This is a genomic window from Histidinibacterium aquaticum (genome assembly GCF_008710275.1).
GTDB lineage: Bacteria > Pseudomonadota > Alphaproteobacteria > Rhodobacterales > Rhodobacteraceae > Oceanicola > Oceanicola aquaticus.
Window position 1 is genome coordinate 214,182 of sequence record NZ_VYQE01000004.1, and the last position, 18,643, is coordinate 232,824.

Sequence of the window (18,643 nt, forward strand, 5' to 3'; positions counted from 1 at the left end):
GGATGTTTCACGTGAAACACGATTTTGATGTTGTCGTCATCGGTGGCGGGCACGCCGGTGCCGAAGCGGCCCACGCCTCTGCTCGCATGGGTGCCGACACAGCCCTCGTGACGCTGACGAAGGAGTCGTTGGGCGTGATGTCCTGCAACCCCGCCATCGGCGGGCTTGGCAAAGGGCACCTCGTTCGGGAAATAGATGCGATGGACGGCGTGATGGGACGCGTGGCGGACGCCGCCGGCATCCAGTTTCGCCTTCTCAACAGGAAAAAAGGACCGGCGGTCCAAGGACCGCGGGCACAAGCCGACCGGGCGCTGTACCGGGCGGCCATGCAACGTGAAACTGCCACCCAGCCGGGGCTTTCTATCGTTGAAGGTGAGGCCGTCGACTTCATGATGTCCGGTGATGAGGTCATCGGTGTCGTTCTTGCAGACGGCTCCGAAATGCGCGCCCGCGCGGTCATCCTGACGACGGGGACGTTCCTGCGAGGTGTAATCCATATCGGTGACGTCTCTCGGCCGGGGGGCCGGATGGGCGAGTCGCCGTCGGTCAAGATGGCCGAGAGGATCGAGGGGCTCGGTCTTCCTTTGGGCCGGCTCAAGACGGGTACGCCTCCCCGGCTCGATGGGAGGACCATCAACTGGGATGCCCTCGAGGTGCAGCCCGGAGACGACGAGCCCGTCATGTTTTCCTTCTTGTCGAAGGCACCCAGGGCGCGCCAGGTCGCTTGCGGGATCACACATACAACGACCGAAACGCACGAGATCATCCGCGCGAACCTCGACAGATCGGCGATGTACGGCGGGCACATCCAAGGCGTCGGCCCCCGGTACTGCCCATCCATCGAGGACAAGGTTGTCCGATTCGCAGACAAATCCTCACACCAGATCTTCCTTGAGCCCGAAGGGCTTGAGGACGACACGGTCTACCCGAACGGAATTTCGACCTCCCTCCCCGCGGATATCCAGGAAGCCTACGTTCGCACGATACCGGGCCTTGAGAACGCGGAGATCCGGCAGCCGGGCTACGCGATCGAGTACGATTACGTCGATCCCCGCGCCCTACGGGCCACGCTTGAGCTGCGGGCAGCTCCAGGTCTCTTCCTCGCAGGTCAGATCAACGGGACCACGGGTTACGAAGAAGCGGCCGCGCAGGGGCTCGTCGCGGGCCTCAACGCTGCGGCGCGAGCGAAGGGCTCCGACGCTGTCATGTTTTCGCGGACTGACTCCTATATCGGCGTCATGATCGATGATCTGACGACTCGAGGGGTCACCGAGCCCTACCGGATGTTCACCTCGCGGGCAGAGTTCCGCCTCTCTCTCCGTGCGGACAACGCCGACCAGCGGCTGACGGCATGGGGGCGGGAGATCGGTTGCGTCGGCGATGCTCGGTGGACGGTATTCGATGGGAAGCGCTCTGCGCTCGAATCGGGCAAGAGGAAGCTGCGGCACCTTTCGTTCCCGGCAGCGAAAATCGCGGATACGGGGGCCAAGCTGAATCGTAACGGTCCGGCGAAGAACGGCGAGGAAGCGCTCGCGTTGATCGACCTGGACTTTGAGGACCTCGTCAATCTTGAGCCGGAGCTCGGGGAAATTACCCCCGACATCCAGGTCCAGCTGAAGAGGGACGCGCTTTACGCTCAGTATATCGAGCGTCAAGCTCAGGACGTCGCGGCGCTTCGCCGGGATGAAGGCCGAGCTATTCCGGAAAATATGGACTTCCATTCCATCAACGGCCTCTCCAACGAACTGGCGGGGAAGCTCTCGAAGGTTCGTCCATCGACGATTGGCCAGGCTTCACGGGTTGATGGCATCACGCCGGCGGCGCTCCTTCTCGTCCTCTCCCGGATCAGGCGGCAGGAAGTCGCCAAGGCCTCGTGAGCACTGAGCTCCTGCCGGGGCTCAATGTTTCACGTGAAACAGAGGAACGGCTGTCCGCGCTCCGCGACCTCGTGATCAAGTGGTCAAAGGCGATAAATCTCGTCGCACCACAGACAATCGACGATATCTGGAACCGTCACATCCTCGATTCGGCGCAACTCGCCCTGCACGCTCCCCTCCTCAATCCCGACTGGGTCGACCTCGGAAGCGGAGGCGGCTTCCCCGGCCTGGTGATCGCTATCCTTCGGCGGGAGCTGGAGGTCGCGGGGATGACGCTCGTGGAGTCCGACCGGCGAAAGTCGACTTTCCTGCGCACCGCAATCCGTGAGCTGGACCTTCAAGCTCGGGTGGAAGCCGAACGCATCGAAGATCTTCCCCCCGCGAACGCGTCGGTTCTCTCCGCTCGCGCGCTGGCCCCTCTCCCGAAGCTCCTGGAGATGGCGTCCCGCCACCTCGCGGCTAACGGAAGGGCGATGTTTCTTAAGGGCGCAACACGCCAGGACGAAATTTCTACCGCTCGGCGCGACTGGCACTTTGAGCTGACCGAAAGACGCAGTATGACACAGCCAGAGGCAGCAGTACTTATCGTCGAAAGGATCGCCCGTGTCTGACCCTACCAGACCGCGTGGCCCGCGGATCTTCGCCATTGCGAACCAGAAAGGTGGCGTCGGCAAGACGACTACGGCGATAAATCTTGGCGCTGCACTGGCGCGGGCGGGAAAAAAAGTCCTCCTCGTGGATATCGACCCGCAGGGGAACGCCTCGACCGGGCTGGGCGTCGAGCCGGACAAGCGGATGGTCTCCAGCTATGACATCCTGATGGACGAAGCGGCGCCCTCCTCCGCCGCTCGGCAAACGGATGTGCAGAACCTCTGGCTGATCCCGGCGACGACGGACCTCAGTTCGGCCGATATCGAACTGATTTCGAATGAGAAGCGCAGCTACCTCCTGCACGACGCGCTTCGCCAGCCAGCGATGGATAAGCTTGGCCTGGACTACGTCCTGATCGATTGTCCGCCCTCGCTGAACCTTTTGACCGTTAACGCGCTCGTTGCCGCCCACTCGGTCATCGTGCCCCTGCAGAGCGAATTCTTCGCGCTCGAAGGCCTTTCGCAGCTGATGCTGACGATTCGCGATGTCCGTGAACGCGCGAATCCCGGCCTTCGAATAGAAGGGGTCGCGCTGACCATGCACGACAAGCGCAACAACCTGGCACAACAGGTTGAAGAGGACGCGCGGGAAAACCTTGGCGAGCTTGTCTTCGAGACGGTCATCCCGAGGAACGTCCGCCTGTCCGAAGCCCCGTCCTTCGCGATGCCGGTCCTCGATTACGATCCAAGCAGCCGCGGGGCACAGGCGTACAAAGCCCTCGCTGCAGAACTTATAGCCCGCGACACCTAGGAGGACTGGCATGGCCGAAACTCGCCCGAAGAACCGCGGCCTGGGTCGCGGGTTGTCCGCGCTCATGGCGGATGTCGACACCGGCCCTCAGGCCTCCGCCGATGCGCCGCGCACGGCCGATCGCCTCCTGCCGCTTGAGCGGGTGCATCCGAACCCGGAGCAGCCTCGGCGGAGCTTCAATCCGGATGCCCTGAGCGAGCTTGCCGCGTCGATCAAGGAGAAGGGCATCATCCAGCCCCTCATCGTGCGCCCCTCCCCCCGGACCGAGGGCGACTTCGAGATCGTCGCGGGCGAACGCCGTTGGCGTGCTGCGCAGCAGGTGCAGTTGCACGAAGTTCCGGTCATCGTCCGGGAATTCGACGATACGGAAGTCCTCGAGGTCGCGATCATCGAGAACATCCAGCGCGCCGATCTCAACCCGGTCGATGAGGCCTCCGGCTACCGGCAGCTCATGGACCGGTTCGGTCACACCCAGGACCAACTCGCGACCGCGCTCGGCAAGAGCAGAAGCCATATCGCGAACCAGCTGCGCCTGCTGACCCTTCCGGATGCGGTCCGCGAATTGATGATCGAGGGCAAGCTCAGCTCCGGTCACGCGCGGACGCTTGTGGGGCGCGAGGATTCCGAAGCCCTGGCGGCCCGAATCGTCAAGGAAGGCCTGTCGGTCCGTGCGGCCGAAAAACTGACCAAGGCGCCGAAGTCCACGGGGCCCACCGGTTCTTCCTCCCGCAAGGAGAAGGACGCCGACACCCGTCAAATCGAGGCCGAATTGGCGGCTGCTCTCAAGATGAAGGTCGAGATCGACCACAAGGAGGGAACCGAGGGCGGGACCGTCACCATCCGGTACGCGAATTTCGGTCAGCTCGACGATCTTCTGCGCACGCTGTCCGGCTTCTAGGCGAGCAGGCGGCGCAGCACGGCGTTGAGGAGGGGTCGTCCGGCAGTCGAGACGCGGAGGCGGCCCCCTTCGATCTCGAGCCACCCTTCTTCGACCAAGGCCTTGGTCCCGGACACCGAAAAACTTAAATCTTCCAAACGCTTAACGGAGACTCCCTCCGAAACCCGCAGCCCCATGAGCAGCAGTTCGTCCAGTTGCGTCTCCCGGCTCAGACGGTCGCGCTCAACCTCGCCATTTCCAAGCCGTTCGACCTTGTCGATCCACGCCCCGGGCAGTCGTTCGGCCTCGGTCGCCACGCGTCCGCCGCTGAGGGTCAGACGCCCGTGCGCGCCGGGACCGACGCCAACGTAGTCCCCTCCCCTCCAGTAGATGAGGTTATGGTTACTTTCGGCGCCCGGCCGCGCGTGGTTCGAAATCTCGTAGGCCGGGAAACCGGCCTCGCCGCAGAGCGTCTGGGTCACATCCCAGAGATCGGCCGCGATATCCTCGGTCGGCAGGCCGCGTAGACCACCCTTCCGGTACCGGTCGCCGAAGGCAGTGCCGTCCTCGATTGTCAATTGGTAGAGCGAGAGGTGATCGACGGCCATGGACAGGGCCTCCGTCAACTCAACCTCCCAGTCGGCGGCGCTCTGGTCCTGGCGCGCGTAAATCAGATCGAAGCTCACTCGGTCAAAGACGGCCCGCGCGATGTCGAACGCGGCCCGGGCCTCTTGCGCCGAGTGCAATCGGCCGAGCCGCTTCAGATCGGTATCGTTGAGGGCCTGGACCCCGAGGGAGACGCGGTTCACGCCGGCGTCCCGGTAGCCTTGGAACCGTCCTGCTTCCACGGAGGTCGGGTTCGCCTCCAGTGTAATCTCGATGTCGTTGGCGAAGGGCCAGGCTTCCCTGGCCGAACGGATCACCTGGTCAACGGTCTCGGGCGCCATCAGCGACGGCGTTCCGCCCCCGAAGAAGATCGAACGAAGGACCCGGGGGCCCGTCTCCTCCGCGCTTCGCGCGATCTCGGAGGCGAGGGCCCGGCTCCATCGTTGCTGGTCGACGTGAGACACGACATGGGAATTGAAGTCGCAGTACGGACACTTGGCCTGGCAGAACGGCCAATGGACGTAGAGGCCAAAGCCCCCCTCTTGCCAGGTCTCAGCCAAAGCAGCCTGCAATCAATGCCTCGAAGGCACGGGCACGGTGGCTCATCCGGTTCTTCTCCCAGCGATTCATCTCGCCAAAGGTCATCTCGTGCCCGTCCGGCTGGAAGATCGGATCGTAGCCGTGTCCCTGCTCGCCCCGCATCGGCCAGACAATGCGTCCGGGCATCATGCCCTCGAAGACCTCGTCGTGCCCGTCCGGCCATGCGAGCACGAGGGTGCAGCGGAACTGCGCGCGCCGCGGTTCCGGGGCGCCCCGCTCCTCGAGCTCTCGCCATGCCCGCTCCATCGCCATGACGAAATCGCGTCCGTTCGGCGTCTCGGCCCAGTCGGCCGTTCGAACGCCGGGATCGCCCTCGAGCGCATCGATGGTCAATCCGCTGTCGTCCGCGAGCGCCGGTTGCCCGGTCGCCTTCGCGGCGGCATGTGCCTTGATCCGGGCGTTGCCCGCGAAGGTTTCTTCCGTCTCCTCGGGCTCCGGAAGACCATGATCGGCGTTGGAACTGATAGAGATACCATAGGGCTCCAGCAGCGCGGCGATCTCCTCGAGCTTGCCGCGGTTGTGCGTCGCGACGACCAGTCGATCTCCCTCGAAACGCCTCATCAGGCTACGGCCGCTTTCTGCGCTGCAGCGAGTTCGGAGGTCCCCTGTTCCGCCAACGCGATAAGCTGCTCCATCTCGGCCTTCGAGAAGGTCGCTCCCTCCGCCGACATCTGCACCTCGATCAGCCGTGCGCCGGTCATCACGAAATTGCCGTCGACGCCCGCCTCGCTATCCTCGGGGTAGTCCAGGTCGAGCACCGGTTGCCCGGCATAGACACCGCAGCTCACGGCCGAGACCGGCTCGCTCAGTGGGTCGGAGATCACGTCCCCGGCCTTCATCAGCTTGTTGACGGCGAGCCGCAGGGCGACCCAGCCGCCGGTGATCGAGGCGCAACGCGTGCCGCCGTCGGCCTGCAGGACGTCGCAATCGACGGTGATCTGCCGCTCACCCAGCGCCACGCGATCGACTCCGGCCCGGAGCGACCGTCCGATCAGTCGCTGGATCTCGACGGTCCGACCCCCCTGCTTGCCCGAGGCCGCTTCGCGCCGCATCCGGCTGCCGGTGGACCGGGGCAGCATGCCATACTCGGCTGTGACCCAGCCGAGCCCCGACCCTTTCAGGAACGGCGGCGGCCGATCCTCGACGCTGGCGGTGCACAGGACGTGCGTGTCGCCGACGCGGATCAGGCAGGATCCCTCGGCATGTTTCGTGGCGCCTGTCTCGATCGAAACCGTGCGCATCTGGTCCAGGGACCGCCCCGATGGCCGCATGATCCACTCCTTGCATATGGTCGCGACACCCCTAAATCCCGCCCATCGCATTTCCAACCCCGATTGACGCGCCTGCACCGAAGGCTTTAATTGCGACGCTTTCGCGCGAGGATGAATGCCCTTGACCGAGAAGAGCGCTCTGATCGAGGAGCTCAACGACCGCTCCCGCGAGGTTTTCCGGCGGGTGGTCGAAGGCTATCTCGAAACCGGCGCACCCGTGGGATCGCGGACCCTGACCCGCTCCATGACGGAGCGGGTCTCGGCAGCCACGATCCGCAACGTCATGCAGGACCTCGAGTACCTCGGCCTGCTCGGCTCGCCGCATGTCAGCGCAGGCCGTGTGCCGACCGAGATGGGCCTCCGTCTCTTCGTCGACGGGCTGCTGGAGATCGGCGACCTGCAGGGAGAGGACCGCGCCCGGATCGACGAGACGCTCGGCTCCAATACCTCCGACGTCGGCAGTCTGCTCGATACCGTGGGGCAGGCGCTCTCGGGAGTGACACGAGGGGCGAGCCTGGTTCTCGCGCCCAAGCACGAGGCGCCGGTCAAGCATATCGAGTTCGTCTCGCTCGCTCCTGAGCGGGCCCTAGTCGTCTTGGTCTTCGCGGATGGCCACGTCGAGAATCGGGTCTTCACGCCCCCACCCGGACAGACTCCCTCCTCCATGCGCGAGGCGGCAAATTTCGTGAACGCACTGGCCGAGGGGCGGACACTCTCCGAACTCTCTACAGTCATGAAACACGAGATCGCCACCCGCCGGCAGGAGATCGACACCCTCGCAGCGGAACTCGTCGAGCAGGGCATGGTCCACTGGCAGGACAAGGGCGAATCGACAGAGCGCCTCATCGTGCGGGGCCGCGGCAACCTCCTGTCCGAGGACGGTGCCGCCGAGGACCTGGAGAAGATCCGGGAGCTCTTCGACGATCTGGAGCGCAAGCGCGACATCGCCGACTTCCTCGAACTCGCCGAGGGCGGCGACGGAGTCCGAATTTTCATCGGCTCCGAGAACAAGCTTTTCTCGCTGACGGGTTCCTCTCTGGTGGTGAGTCCTTATATGAACGCCGACCGTAAGATTGTCGGCGCCGTCGGCGTCATCGGACCGACTCGGCTGAATTACGGCCGGATCGTTCCCATCGTGGATTATACAGCACAACTGGTCGGCCGACTGATCTCCGACCGGGGTTGAAGGAAAGAGAGTATGGCCAAGCCGAAGAGCGAGCAGGAATTCATGGACGAGGTCGCGGCCGAACTCCGGGGTGACGCGGAGCCCAGCGACGTCCAGCCGGACGAATACGACGCGGCCGAGGACGAGGCCATCGAGCCCGAGACGCAGCCGCAGTCCGGGAGCGACGAGCTCGAGGCCCTACGGGCGGAGCGCGACGAGATGAAGGACCGCTTCGTTCGCGCCCTCGCCGAGGCCGAGAACGTCCGCAAACGGGCCGATCGCGACCGCCGCGAGGCCGAGCACTACGGCGGCTCCAAGCTCGCGCGCGACATGCTTCCCGTCTACGACAACCTGGAGCGCGCGCTGCAGACCGCGAACGAGGAAAGCCGCGAGGTCTCGAAGGCCCTGCTCGAAGGCGTCGAGCTCACGATGAAAGAGCTCGTAAACGTCTTCAAGAAGCACGGTATCGAGCCTGTTCAGCCCGAAGTGGGCGACAAGTTCGACCCGCAGTACCACCAGGCGATGTTCGAGGCGCCGGTCCCCAACACGACCGCGGGCGAGATCATCCAGGTCGCCGCAACCGGCTTCATGCTGCACGACCGCCTGCTGCGCCCGGCCCAGGTCGGCGTGAGCTCCACGCCGGCCTCCTGAGCCGGCAGCGATTCGTCAGTCGCGAACCAGCGACTTCAGCTCGTAGATGAGTTCGAGAGCCTGCCGGGGGGTGAGTTCGTCCGGCAGGATCTCAGAAAGTCGTGCCTCGACCTCCGGGGTGTGGGCCGGTTTTCGCTCAGGCGGGGGTGGCATCGCGGCAAAGAGCGGCAGGTCGTCGATCACTGCCGCCCGGCTTCCGCCGCCCTCGCGCTCCGATTTCTCCAGCGTCTCCAGGACGACGCGGGCGCGCTCCACGACCGAAGCCGGAAGGCCCGCGAGTCGGGCGACCTGGACGCCGTACGACCGGTCCGCCGTCCCTTTCCGCACTTCGTGCAGGAAGACGACCTCGCCCTCCCACTCCTTGACCGCAACCGTCGCGTTCTCGACGCCGTCGAGCTTGCCCGCGAGGGCGGACATCTCGTGGTAGTGCGTGGCGAAGAGGGCGCGGCAGCCGTTCACCTCGTGCAGGTGCTCCAGCGTCGCCCAGGCGATGGACAGACCGTCATAGGTCGCCGTGCCGCGCCCGATTTCGTCCAGGATGACGAGCGCCCTGTCGTCCGCCTGGTTCAGGATCGCGGCGGTTTCGACCATTTCGACCATGAAGGTCGACCGCCCCCGCGCGAGGTCGTCCGACGCGCCCACGCGCGAGAAGAGCTGGCTGACGATGCCGATATGCGCCTCGTCGGCGGGGACATAGGCGCCCATCTGCGCCAGAACCGCCATCAGGGCGTTCTGCCGCAGGTAGGTCGATTTACCCGCCATGTTCGGACCGGTCAGGAGGTGAATCCGCGCCTCGCTGAGATCGCAGTCGTTCGCGACGAAGGGCGTACCCTCGGCGCGCAGCGCATCCTCCACGACCGGATGGCGGCCACCCGAGACAGCGAAGGCCTGGCTGTCATCGACCTTGGGGCGGCACCAGGCCCGCTCGCGCGCGACATCGGCCAGCGCGAAGGCCAGGTCGACCTCCGCCAGCCCGCGCGCCAGCGCCATGAGCCGGGGCGCCTCGGCGAGGATGGCCTCGCGCAGGATGCCGAAAATCCTCCGCTCGATTTCGAGCGCCCGCGCCCCTGCGTTGAGGATCCGCGTCTCGAGGTCCGACAACTCCACGGTCGTGAACCGCACCTGGTTCGCCGTCGTCTGCCGGTGGATGAAGCGGTCGCCCAGTGCGCGCATGGTCTCCGCGTGGGTCGCAGTGACCTCGATGAAGTAGCCCAGCACGTTGTTGTGCTTGATCTTGAGGCTCTGGACGCCGGTCTCCCGGATGAAGTCTGACTGCATGCCCGCGATCACCGAACGCCCCTCGTCCCGTAGCCGGCGCGCCTCGTCGAGCTCGTCGTCGTAGCCCGGCGCGGCAAAGCCGCCGTCCCGCGCCAGCAAGGGCGGCTCGGCCACGAGCGCCGAGTCGAGCAGGTCGAGCAGTTCCTCGTGACCCTGCATGTCACCGATAGCGGAGGCGAGCAGGTCCGGCAGGCTCTTGTCCTCCAGGCGTGCGGCAATGTCCGCCCCCTGCCCTATCGCCGCGCGCACGGCGGCCAGGTCGCGCGGCCCGCCCCGGTCGAGTCCGAGGCGCGAGAGCGCCCGGTCGACGTCGGGCACCGCCTTCAGGGCGCGCCGCAGCTCCTCCGCTAGCGGGACATCCTCCAGCGCGAAGGCGACCGCCGCCTGCCGGGCCTGAATCGTATCGATCTGGCACGACGGCGCGGCGATGCGCCGTTCGAGCAGCCGGGCGCCGCCAGCCGTGACCGTCCGGTCCACCGACCCGAGCAGAGAGCCCGCGCGCCCGCCGGCCATGGCCTGCGTCAACTCAAGCGACTTCCGCGTCGCGGCGTCGATCTGCATCGAGGCGCGTTCCGCCTCGCGGACGGGGGCGCGGAGAAGCGGGAGCTTCCCGCGCTGCGTGATCTCCAGGTATTCGACGAGGCCCGCCAGCGCCGCGATCTCGGCCCGCTCGAAGGTCCCGAACCCGTCAAGCGAACCGACCCGGAAGAGCTCGGCGAGCCGCCGTTCCCCGCTGGTTGAATCGAAAGCTGAGCCGCCGAGCGGCGTAACCGAGGCGCCGAGGTCCTCGATAACCTCCGCAAGGTCCCGCTCCAGCGCCTCTGACAGCAGAACCTCGCGCGCGCCGAGCCGCGCGATCTCGGGGCCGAGCCGCATGCGCGAACAGGGCATCACCGAGAGCGCCCCGGTCGAGATGTCGACCCAGGCCAGCGCGCAATCGTCCCGCACCTGCGCATAGGCCGCGAGAAAGTTGTGCCGCCGGGCATCGAGCAGCGAATCCTCGGTCAAGGTGCCGGGCGTGACCAGCCGGACGACGTCGCGCTTCACGACCGACTTCGATCCGCGCTTCTTGGCCTCCGCCGGATCCTCCATCTGCTCGGCAATTGCGACGCGGAAGCCTTTTCGGATGAGCGTGAGCAGGTAGCCCTCGGCCGCGTGCACAGGCACGCCGCACATCGCGATGTCCTCTCCGAGGTGCTTGCCGCGTTTCGTCAGCGCGATGTCGAGGGCTTCGGCCGCCGCGACGGCGTCCTCGAAGAACATCTCGTAGAAGTCGCCCATCCGGTAGAACAGCAGCGCGTCCGGATGCTGCGCCTTGATCTCCAGATACTGCGCCATCATCGGCGTGACGGCCTGCGCGTTTACGTTCATGGGTCCCCCAAGGCCTCGGGCGGGGAGACTACGAAAGGCCCCAGCGCGGCGAAAGCCGAAAAGACGGGCGTTGCCGCTCATCGGCGGGCCGGGTATCCCGGCTTGGCAGCACTGGGAGGAGCCGCAGGATGAGCAAGGGCCGGATCACGCGCGAGGACGCGCTGGCGTTTCACATGGAACCCGCGCCGGGCAAGTGGGAGGTGAACTCGACCGTCCCGATGACGACGCAGCGGGACCTGTCCCTCGCCTATTCCCCCGGCGTCGCCGTCCCCTGCGAGGAAATCGCCGAACGGCCCGAAACCGCCTACGATTACACGAACAAGGGCAACCTCGTCGCCGTGATCTCCAACGGCTCTGCGGTCCTTGGCCTCGGCAACATCGGCGCGCTCGCCTCCAAGCCGGTGATGGAAGGCAAGTCGGTCCTCTTCAAACGCTTCGCCGACGTGAACTCGGTCGATATCGAGCTGGACACCGGCGACCCGGATGCCTTCTGCGACGCGGTGAAGCTGATGGGTCCGAGCTTCGGCGGTGTGAACCTCGAAGACATCAAGGCGCCCGAGTGCTTCATCATCGAGCAGCGCCTCAAGGAAGAGATGGATATCCCGGTCTTCCACGACGACCAGCACGGCACCGCCGTGATCTGCGCCGCCGGGCTAATGAACGCGCTGCACCTCTCCGGAAAGAAGATCGAGGACGTGAAGATCGTCCTGAACGGGGCCGGCGCCGCCGGCATCGCCTGCATCGAGCTGCTCAAGTCCATGGGCGCGCGGCACGAGAACTGCATCTGTTGCGACACCAAGGGCGTGATCTACCAGGGCCGCACCGAAGGCATGAACCAGTGGAAGTCGGCCCACGCCGTGAAGACCGATCTGCGCACCCTCGAAGAGGCCATGGAGGGCGCCGACGTCTTCCTCGGCGTCTCCGTGAAGGGCGCCGTGACGCAGGCCATGGTCGAGAGCATGGCCGACAACCCGGTGATCTTCGCGATGGCGAACCCCGATCCTGAGATTACGCCGGAGGATGCCCACGCCGTGCGGGTCGACGCCATCGTGGCGACCGGCCGCTCGGACTACCCCAACCAGGTGAACAATGTCCTGGGCTTCCCCTACCTCTTCCGCGGCGCGCTCGATATCCATGCGCGCGCGATCAACGACGAGATGAAGATCGCCTGCGCCGAGGCACTGGCCGAGATCGCTCGGGAAGAGGTCCCCGACGAGGTCGCCATCGCTTATGGCCGGAAGCTGTCCTTCGGTCGCGACTACATCATCCCGACACCATTCGACCCGCGGCTGATCCACCGGATTCCGCCTGCCGTCGCCAAGGCGGGCATGGAGACCGGCGCTGCCCGGCGGCCTATCGTCGACATGGAGGCCTACGAGCTGGCCCTGAAGGGTCGGATGGACCCCACCGCCTCGATCCTGAGGGGACTCAACGCCCGGGCCCGCGCCGCACAGGCGACCGTCGTCTTCGCCGAGGGCGACGATCCCCGCGTCCTGCGCGCCGCCGTCAGCTACCAGCGGAACGGCTTCGGCCGGGCGCTGGTCGTCGGCCGCGACGACGACGTGAAGGAAAAGCTGGAGGCGGAGGGTCTCGGTGACGCCGTGCGGGAGCTTCGCGTGGTGAATGCCGCGAAGACCGAGCACCTCGAGACCTACAAGGCCTTTCTCTACCAGCGCCTGCAACGGAAAGGTGTCGATCAGCAGGACGTGCATCGGATGGCCGCGCGCGACCGGCATGTCTTCGCGGCCCTGATGCTGGCCCACGGGCACGCCGATGGCATGGTGACCGGGGCCACCCGAAAGTCGGCGCATGTCCTGGAGCTGATCAACAACGTCTTCGACGCCGCGCCGCATGACGGGGCCGTCGGCGTGACCGCCCTCCTCTCCCGCGGCCGGATCGTGCTGATCGCCGACACTCTCGTCCACGAGTGGCCGGACGAGAACGACCTCGCCGATATCGCGGAGCGCGGAGCCGAGGTCGCCCGGGCGCTGGGCCTCGTGCCCCGCGTGGCCTTCGTCAGCTTCTCCACCTTCGGTTACCCCGTCTCCGAGCGGGCCGAGAAGATGCACCGCGCGCCCCGCGTGCTCGACTCCCGGGGCGTGGACTTCGAGTACGAGGGCGAGATGGCCGTCGACGTGGCCCTCAATCCGAAGGCGGCTGAGAAGTATCCCTTCTCGCGTCTCACCGGACCCGCCAACGTCCTCGTTGTCCCTGCACGCCACTCTGCCTCGATCTCGGTGAAACTGATGCAGGAGATGGGCGGAGCCACCGTGATCGGGCCCATCCTCTCCGGAGTCCACAAGCCGATCCAGATCTGCTCCACGGTCTCGACAGTGAACGACATCCTGAACATGGCCGTCATCGCCGCCTGCAAGATCGACTGACCACCGGGTCCGAGGAGAGCGTTCCATGGCCGTCTGGAATCTCGGGAGCATCAACGAGGACATCGTCTACTCCGTCCCCCACATCCCGGCGGCCGGAGAGACCTTGGCCGCCACCCAAATGCGGCACTATCTCGGCGGAAAAGGCGCGAACATGTCCGTTGCGCTGGCGCGGGCCGGGGCCGAGGTGCGCCACATCGGCGCCATCGGCCAGTCCTCCGACTGGATCGTCGATCGGCTTTCGGGAGCCGGGGTGGACACACGACATATCGCCCGCCTGCCCTTCGCGACGGGTCACGCGATCATCGTCGTCGACGACGCGGGAGAGAACGCCATCACGCTCTTTCCCGGGGCGAACGCGGAAATCCCCGTTGAGACCGTGCAAGGAGCGCTTTCCGAGGCGAAGACAGGCGACTGGTTCCTGGCCCAGAACGAGACGGTGCTGCAGGAAGAAAGCGCGACGCTGGCCAAGGATCTCGGGTTGCGTGTCGCCTACGCAGCGGCCCCGTTCTCCGCCGGGGCGGCCCGGGCGATGGTGCCGATGACCGATCTTCTGGTGCTCAACGCGGTCGAGGCCGCGCAGCTGGAGGAGGCGAGCGGGCAGGGCATCGCAGATCTCCCCGTTGCGGACGTCATCGTGACGCGCGGTGCCGAGGGCTGCGACTGGGTCACCGCAGAGGGCACACGCCACTTCGAGGCGCTGAAGGTCGAGCCGGTGGACACCACCGGCGCGGGCGACACTTTCACCGGATATCTCCTCGCCGGGCTGGACCGCGGCGCATCCATGGAAGAGGCGATTGAACTCGCGCAGCGAGCCGCGGCACTCATGGTCACGCGGCATGGCACCTCCGACGTGATCCCCGATATTGCCGAGGTTCAGGCCTTCAGGCCCTGAAGCGTCTCCCCTATCCAGCGGGCCACCTCCCGAGGCGCCTCCTCATGGATCAGGTGGCCGTACCCGGGCCATTCCTCGACGCGCGCGTCGGCAAGCCGCGCCGCCGCGCCAGCGGCGACTCGCGGCGGGACCGCGCCGTCCTTTGCACCGGTGAGGAAGCGCACGGGCACCGAGATCTGCGGCAAGCGTTCCAGCAGACCATCGAGCGACCACTGCGCCATCATCGAGAGCGTCGCATCGACGTGCCCCCGGTCCGTGGCCAACCTGTAGTAGAGCTCCAGCCCCTCCGGATCGAGCCGGGAGCCCGTCCCGTCGATCAAGCGGCGAACCGTGGAGCGTGTCGCCGTCGCGGTGAAGATCGACGCGCTGAACGGATTGAGGGAGAGGATCTTGGCGAGCGAAGGGAAGAGCCAGCCCGCCACCCCTTCGAAGTTCTGCAGCGCGGGGTTTAACCCGAGTACGGGGCCGATGTCCCGGTGCAGGCTCATCTGCAAGGCGATAGCGGCCCCGGCGGAATGGCCGATCACGGCAGAGGGCCGCCATCCTTGCTTGTCGACCAGTGACAGCAGGTCCTCGGCCATCGGCGCGAGGCCACAACGCTGGCGCGCGCCCACCGCCGTGAAGCCCTGTCCGGGGAGGTCCATCGCGACGACGTGGTGCGCCTTCGCGAGCCTCGGGAAAAGGTCGCGCCAGCTCTGTGTCGCGCCGCCGGCGCCGTGGATCAGCAGAAGCGTTTCGCCCTCGCCCGCCTCCTGCACGTGCCAGCGATGGGGGCGGGAGAGAACATGCCTAGAATACTGCCTCAGGGGCCAGCCATCGGCATCTTCGGGCCAGCGCATCGATCAGTCACGAAGGGCGGCGCTGACCGCATTCGAGACACGTTCGGCATTCGCTCGGGGAAGCGGCAGGTAGGGCGCCCCCATCGCCTGGGCTAGCGATTTCAGGCTCTGTTCCGGCCGAACACCGCAATCGAGGACAAGGGCCTCGATACCGTTCAGCATTGCAAGCCGACCCATCTCGATGGCGTCGGTCGAGGCCTGACGTCGGTTCGCTGTTCCGTCGAGTGCCACGTTCGCGCGGCCGTCGGTGAGGATGCAGACCGTCGGAGCCAATCCCCGTCGCTTGGCCGCAAGAGCCTCCTCGATCGCCGCGCGCAGGCCGGCGGCAAGCGGGGTGCCGCCACCACCGGGCAGGTCCGCGAGGTGACGCTTGGTCCGGACGAGCGAGCGTGTGGGGGCGAGAAGCGTCTCCGCGTCGCTGCCCCGGAAGGCCACGAGACTGACGTGATCCCGCCGCGCGTAGGCTTGCGAGAGCAGGATCTCGATGGCGCCCTTCGCTTCACCGAGGCGGGCGAGCGCGGCGGAGCCTGACGCGTCGACGGCGAAGATGATGAGCCGGTCGGACCGGTCCTCGTACCGGCGAAGACGGATATCGGGGGGCCGGATTTGCAGGCCGGTGCGATCGGGCGCGGATAGCCGTCGCAACGGCTGCCAAGGGGCAGCCGCCCTGAGAGTCGCGACCAGATCGACGCGGGCGCCTGACCCGAGCTGTCCGGGGCGCGAGGGCAGGGGCCTCCCGCGCCGGTTGCCCTTGCGCACCGCGCCCGACCCGGACCCGGTGGCGCCGCGCATCGCCTTGATCCTTGCCCGGTCGAGCAGATCGGGCGTCACGAGCGCCCGTGTCGCCTCGATGAGCAGTTCCTGCGGAATCTCCTGCCCATTCCGCCCGTCGCTCGCGTCGGTCTCCTCGCGTGACTCCTGTTCTTCCGGTTCGGCCTCCTGCTGGTCCTGCGTCTCCGGAAGCCTCGTCGCGCGATGCGCGAACGTGAGTGCCACCGCGATCTCGACCTGCTCCGTCCCGAGCGGAACGTCCTGCAGGGCCGCCACCGCCCGCGCCGCCCTGATGGCGAAGAGGGGCCCGCGAAGGCTCTCGATCCCGAACATCTCGCCGAGCTCCGCCATCTGGCGATGAAGATCGACCGTCACGGGGGTGGCAGAGAGCCTTGCCCGTGCCGCAGTCAGGTCCGGGTCTTCGAGGTCAGGGAGGTCGGAGGGGGAGACGCCATCGAGGTCCACATGAAACGCTGCCCGATCGCACAGCGCGGCTGCGCAGCTCTCCTCATCGATGCCCTCGTCGAGCGCGACGAGGATGTGGCCGGCTCCGCCGTCGAGCGCCGTCGCGAGACGAGCCGCAAGTGCTGGCGGCGCGCGTTCGGCCATTCCGAGAACGAGTGTCGATGGCGACGAGAGCAGCCCGTCGCGCTGTGTGACGCGACCGGTGCCGAGGGTCGCCTCCACATCCAGTCCGCCGAACAGCGTCTCGTCGGTGGTTTGCGGATGCAGTCGGCGGTGGGGCAGGGGAAGCCGGTAGAGACGGTCGAGGACCGCTTGTCTTACGGGCCCCTGCCGCGCCCGCAGCACCAGCCCGCCAAGCCCGGGATCGATGGCGAGCAGGTCGATCGCCAGGGCAGCGCGCCGGACGGGGCAGGCGAGATCAGGCAAGGACCTCCTCCACGGTGCGGCTCACCCGGGCACCGCTCCCCGCCTCGTCCAGCGGGTCGCGGCGCAGACGGTGGCGGAGCGCCATGGCGGCCACGTCGCGCACATGCTTCCGCGTCAGCGCCGTATCGTCGCGCCAGGCGGCATAGGCGCGTGCGGCCCGCAGCAAGGTGAGTTCGCCGCGCAGACCGTCGGCGCCGAGCGCCAGGCAAAGTGTCGCCACATCGGACAGCGTCTCCGCCGGCGTCTCGAGTTCGGCCAACTGCACCCGACCCTTCAGGATGCGGTCGCGGATCGCGGCATCCTCGGCCTGCCAGCGCAGCATGAAGGCGGTATGATCGCGGTCGTAGGCATCGCGCCGTTTCAGCACCTCGACCCGGGTCTCGACGTCGCCGGGAGAGGCGACTTCGACTGAAAGACCGAACCGGTCCAGCAACTGCGGCCGCAGCTCTCCCTCCTCGGGATTGCCCGAGCCGACGAGCACGAAGCGGGCAGGGTGTCGGACCGAGAGACCCTCGCGTTCCACGACGTTCTCGCCGGATGCGGCCACGTCGAGCAGCAGGTCGACGATGTGATCCTCGAGCAGGTTCACCTCGTCGATGTAGAGGTATCCGCGATTGGCTCGCGCCAGCAGACCCGGCTGAAAGGCCTTCTCCCCGCGGGTCAGCGCGCGCTCGATATCCAGCGCGCCGGTCACCCGGTCCTCTGTCACGCCAAGCGGCAGGTCCACGACGGGTGTCTGGGCCTCGACGACCTCGGCGGTCTCGAGTCCGGCCCAGTCCGGCACCTCCTCGGCCCGCGCCGAATTGACCGGGCAGCCTTTCACCTGGCGGATCGGCGGCAGCAGCGCGGCGAGTGCCCGGACGGCCGTCGACTTGCCCGTCCCCCGGTCCCCGAAGACGAGAACGCCCCCCAGGGCGGGATCGATGGCAGTCAGGATCAGGGCCAGTTTCATCTCGTCCTGTCCGACGATGGCGGAGAAGGGGAACGGCGTCTTCATGCGGCTTCCTTGGTCCTGTCGAGGGGAGATTGTCCGCCCCAGGTCCCGGCATCGCCGAGAACCCGGAACCGGGCGTAGAGCTCTTCGCGAAACCAGCCTTCGGCACGAACCGCCCGGATGGCTTCGGCATGATGTCCACGGCGGGCAAATCGCGCCATGGAGTCGGCATCGGGCCAGATGGAGAAGGTCACCTGCTGGAGCCACGGCACTTCGCCCACGCCGATCTTGAAGAGAACGTCGGAGTTTGCCCCGATGGCCCGGCTGATCGCCGGAGCGCGGCTCCAGAACTTCGGGGCGATACCGGGCCTGATCTTGGCCCGGGTGAGCACGGCGAGCGGACCGGATCCCGGCCGTTCGCGGGCCTCGAAGGGCGACTCCCCCGACCACTGTCCGCGTGTCGATAGCGGGGCAAGGAACGTCGTCCAGCTCTCGGACGCGCGGCGGGCAAAGCGGCGGAAGACCGGAGCGCTCGCTGTCTGGCGCCGCGCGGTCCCTTCGTCGGGCCATGTCGCCAGGATGCCCCAGACCGCGGTGTTCGGCTTGGGCGTAAAACCCTCGCCGGTCCCCGAGCCCACCAGCTTCCAGAAGCCGAGTCCGGGTGTGCGGCGCAGCTCTCCCCGGGCCAGGCCCATCTGGGCGAAGGCCCAGGCACGGTCCCGACGGCGGTCGAACCGGAACAGGCTGAGAGTGGCGCAATCGCCCATGCAGAACTCCAGAGAGTGTCAATCTAGCCTGACATATGTCACCCAACCTGCAAAGGCCGTATTGTCAG

At 66.8% G+C, this 18,643-nt stretch carries 16 protein-coding genes; 8 read left to right on the forward strand and 8 right to left on the reverse strand.

Annotated features, from left to right (window positions below; translation table 11 throughout):
• Window positions 1–2 precede the first annotated feature (2 nt).
• Genes mnmG through F3S47_RS13715 form a run of 4 tightly spaced genes read left to right on the forward strand, consistent with a single transcriptional unit; the run spans window position 3 to window position 4,176 of the window.
• Complete coding sequence (gene mnmG / locus F3S47_RS13700) at window positions 3–1,877, forward strand: tRNA uridine-5-carboxymethylaminomethyl(34) synthesis enzyme MnmG (RefSeq protein ID WP_150445845.1); 1,875 nt, start codon at window positions 3–5, stop codon at window positions 1,875–1,877.
• Window positions 1,874–2,488 (forward strand): 16S rRNA (guanine(527)-N(7))-methyltransferase RsmG, encoded by a 615-nt coding sequence (gene rsmG, locus F3S47_RS13705; RefSeq protein WP_150445846.1) that lies wholly within the window; start codon window positions 1,874–1,876, stop codon window positions 2,486–2,488. The genes mnmG and rsmG overlap by 4 nt, the downstream gene beginning before the upstream one ends.
• Window positions 2,481–3,278 (forward strand): ParA family protein, encoded by a 798-nt coding sequence (locus F3S47_RS13710; RefSeq protein WP_150445847.1) that lies wholly within the window; start codon window positions 2,481–2,483, stop codon window positions 3,276–3,278. Before rsmG ends, F3S47_RS13710 begins: the two co-directional genes overlap by 8 nt.
• 10 nt (window positions 3,279–3,288) lie before the next feature.
• Window positions 3,289–4,176, forward strand: a complete 888-nt coding sequence (locus tag F3S47_RS13715; RefSeq protein ID WP_150445848.1) for a ParB/RepB/Spo0J family partition protein — start codon at window positions 3,289–3,291, stop codon at window positions 4,174–4,176.
• On the opposite strand, the gene hemW is transcribed toward F3S47_RS13715, so the two are convergent.
• From hemW to rph, 3 genes are read right to left on the reverse strand one after another with little or no spacing between them, the layout of a single operon-like run.
• A complete protein-coding gene (gene hemW, locus F3S47_RS13720) occupies window positions 4,173–5,321 on the reverse strand; it encodes a radical SAM family heme chaperone HemW (RefSeq protein WP_150445849.1) in 1,149 nt (382 codons plus the stop codon). The two genes, F3S47_RS13715 and hemW, sit on opposite strands and share 4 nt — an antisense overlap.
• Window positions 5,314–5,922: an RdgB/HAM1 family non-canonical purine NTP pyrophosphatase gene (gene rdgB / locus F3S47_RS13725; RefSeq protein ID WP_150445850.1), complete on the reverse strand. Its 609-nt coding sequence runs from the start codon at window positions 5,920–5,922 to the stop codon at window positions 5,314–5,316. The genes hemW and rdgB overlap by 8 nt, the downstream gene beginning before the upstream one ends.
• Entirely contained in the window at window positions 5,922–6,632 is a 711-nt protein-coding gene (gene rph / locus F3S47_RS13730; RefSeq protein WP_150445851.1) for a ribonuclease PH, read from the reverse strand. Before rph ends, rdgB begins: the two co-directional genes overlap by 1 nt.
• A 121-nt stretch (window positions 6,633–6,753) precedes the next feature.
• Between rph and hrcA the strand changes: the two genes are divergently transcribed.
• Both hrcA and F3S47_RS13740 read left to right on the forward strand, forming a co-directional pair.
• Complete coding sequence (gene hrcA / locus F3S47_RS13735; protein ID WP_150445852.1) at window positions 6,754–7,818, forward strand: heat-inducible transcriptional repressor HrcA; 1,065 nt, start codon at window positions 6,754–6,756, stop codon at window positions 7,816–7,818.
• 12 nt (window positions 7,819–7,830) lie between these two features.
• Entirely contained in the window at window positions 7,831–8,448 is a 618-nt protein-coding gene (locus tag F3S47_RS13740) for a nucleotide exchange factor GrpE (protein ID WP_150445853.1), read from the forward strand.
• 15 nt (window positions 8,449–8,463) lie between these two features.
• Here F3S47_RS13740 and mutS read toward each other — a convergent pair whose 3' ends face one another.
• Window positions 8,464–11,097 carry a DNA mismatch repair protein MutS gene (gene mutS / locus F3S47_RS13745; protein WP_223877828.1) on the reverse strand — a complete coding sequence of 878 codons (2,634 nt, stop codon included), beginning with the start codon at window positions 11,095–11,097 and terminating at the stop codon, window positions 8,464–8,466.
• Window positions 11,098–11,225: 128 nt separating this feature from the next.
• Here mutS and F3S47_RS13750 point away from each other — a divergent pair, with 128 nt between their 5' ends.
• Complete coding sequence (locus F3S47_RS13750) at window positions 11,226–13,481, forward strand: NADP-dependent malic enzyme (protein WP_150445854.1); 2,256 nt, start codon at window positions 11,226–11,228, stop codon at window positions 13,479–13,481.
• A gap of 25 nt (window positions 13,482–13,506) precedes the next feature.
• Window positions 13,507–14,373 carry a ribokinase gene (locus F3S47_RS13755; protein ID WP_150445855.1) on the forward strand — a complete coding sequence of 289 codons (867 nt, stop codon included), beginning with the start codon at window positions 13,507–13,509 and terminating at the stop codon, window positions 14,371–14,373.
• Here the strand turns inward: F3S47_RS13755 and bchO are convergent.
• The 4 genes from bchO to crtA are packed head-to-tail and all read right to left on the reverse strand — an operon-like array spanning window position 14,355 to window position 18,575.
• Complete coding sequence (gene bchO / locus F3S47_RS13760) at window positions 14,355–15,212, reverse strand: alpha/beta fold hydrolase BchO (RefSeq protein WP_150445856.1); 858 nt, start codon at window positions 15,210–15,212, stop codon at window positions 14,355–14,357. The two genes, F3S47_RS13755 and bchO, sit on opposite strands and share 19 nt — an antisense overlap.
• Before the next feature lie 3 nt (window positions 15,213–15,215).
• A complete protein-coding gene (locus tag F3S47_RS13765) occupies window positions 15,216–16,874 on the reverse strand; it encodes a magnesium chelatase subunit D (protein WP_150445857.1) in 1,659 nt (552 codons plus the stop codon).
• Window positions 16,867–17,871: a magnesium chelatase ATPase subunit I gene (bchI, locus tag F3S47_RS13770; RefSeq protein ID WP_150445858.1), complete on the reverse strand. Its 1,005-nt coding sequence runs from the start codon at window positions 17,869–17,871 to the stop codon at window positions 16,867–16,869. The genes F3S47_RS13765 and bchI overlap by 8 nt, the downstream gene beginning before the upstream one ends.
• Window positions 17,868–18,575, reverse strand: a complete 708-nt coding sequence (gene crtA / locus F3S47_RS13775) for a spheroidene monooxygenase (RefSeq protein ID WP_150445859.1) — start codon at window positions 18,573–18,575, stop codon at window positions 17,868–17,870. Before crtA ends, bchI begins: the two co-directional genes overlap by 4 nt.
• Between the last annotated feature and the right edge of the window lie 68 nt (window positions 18,576–18,643).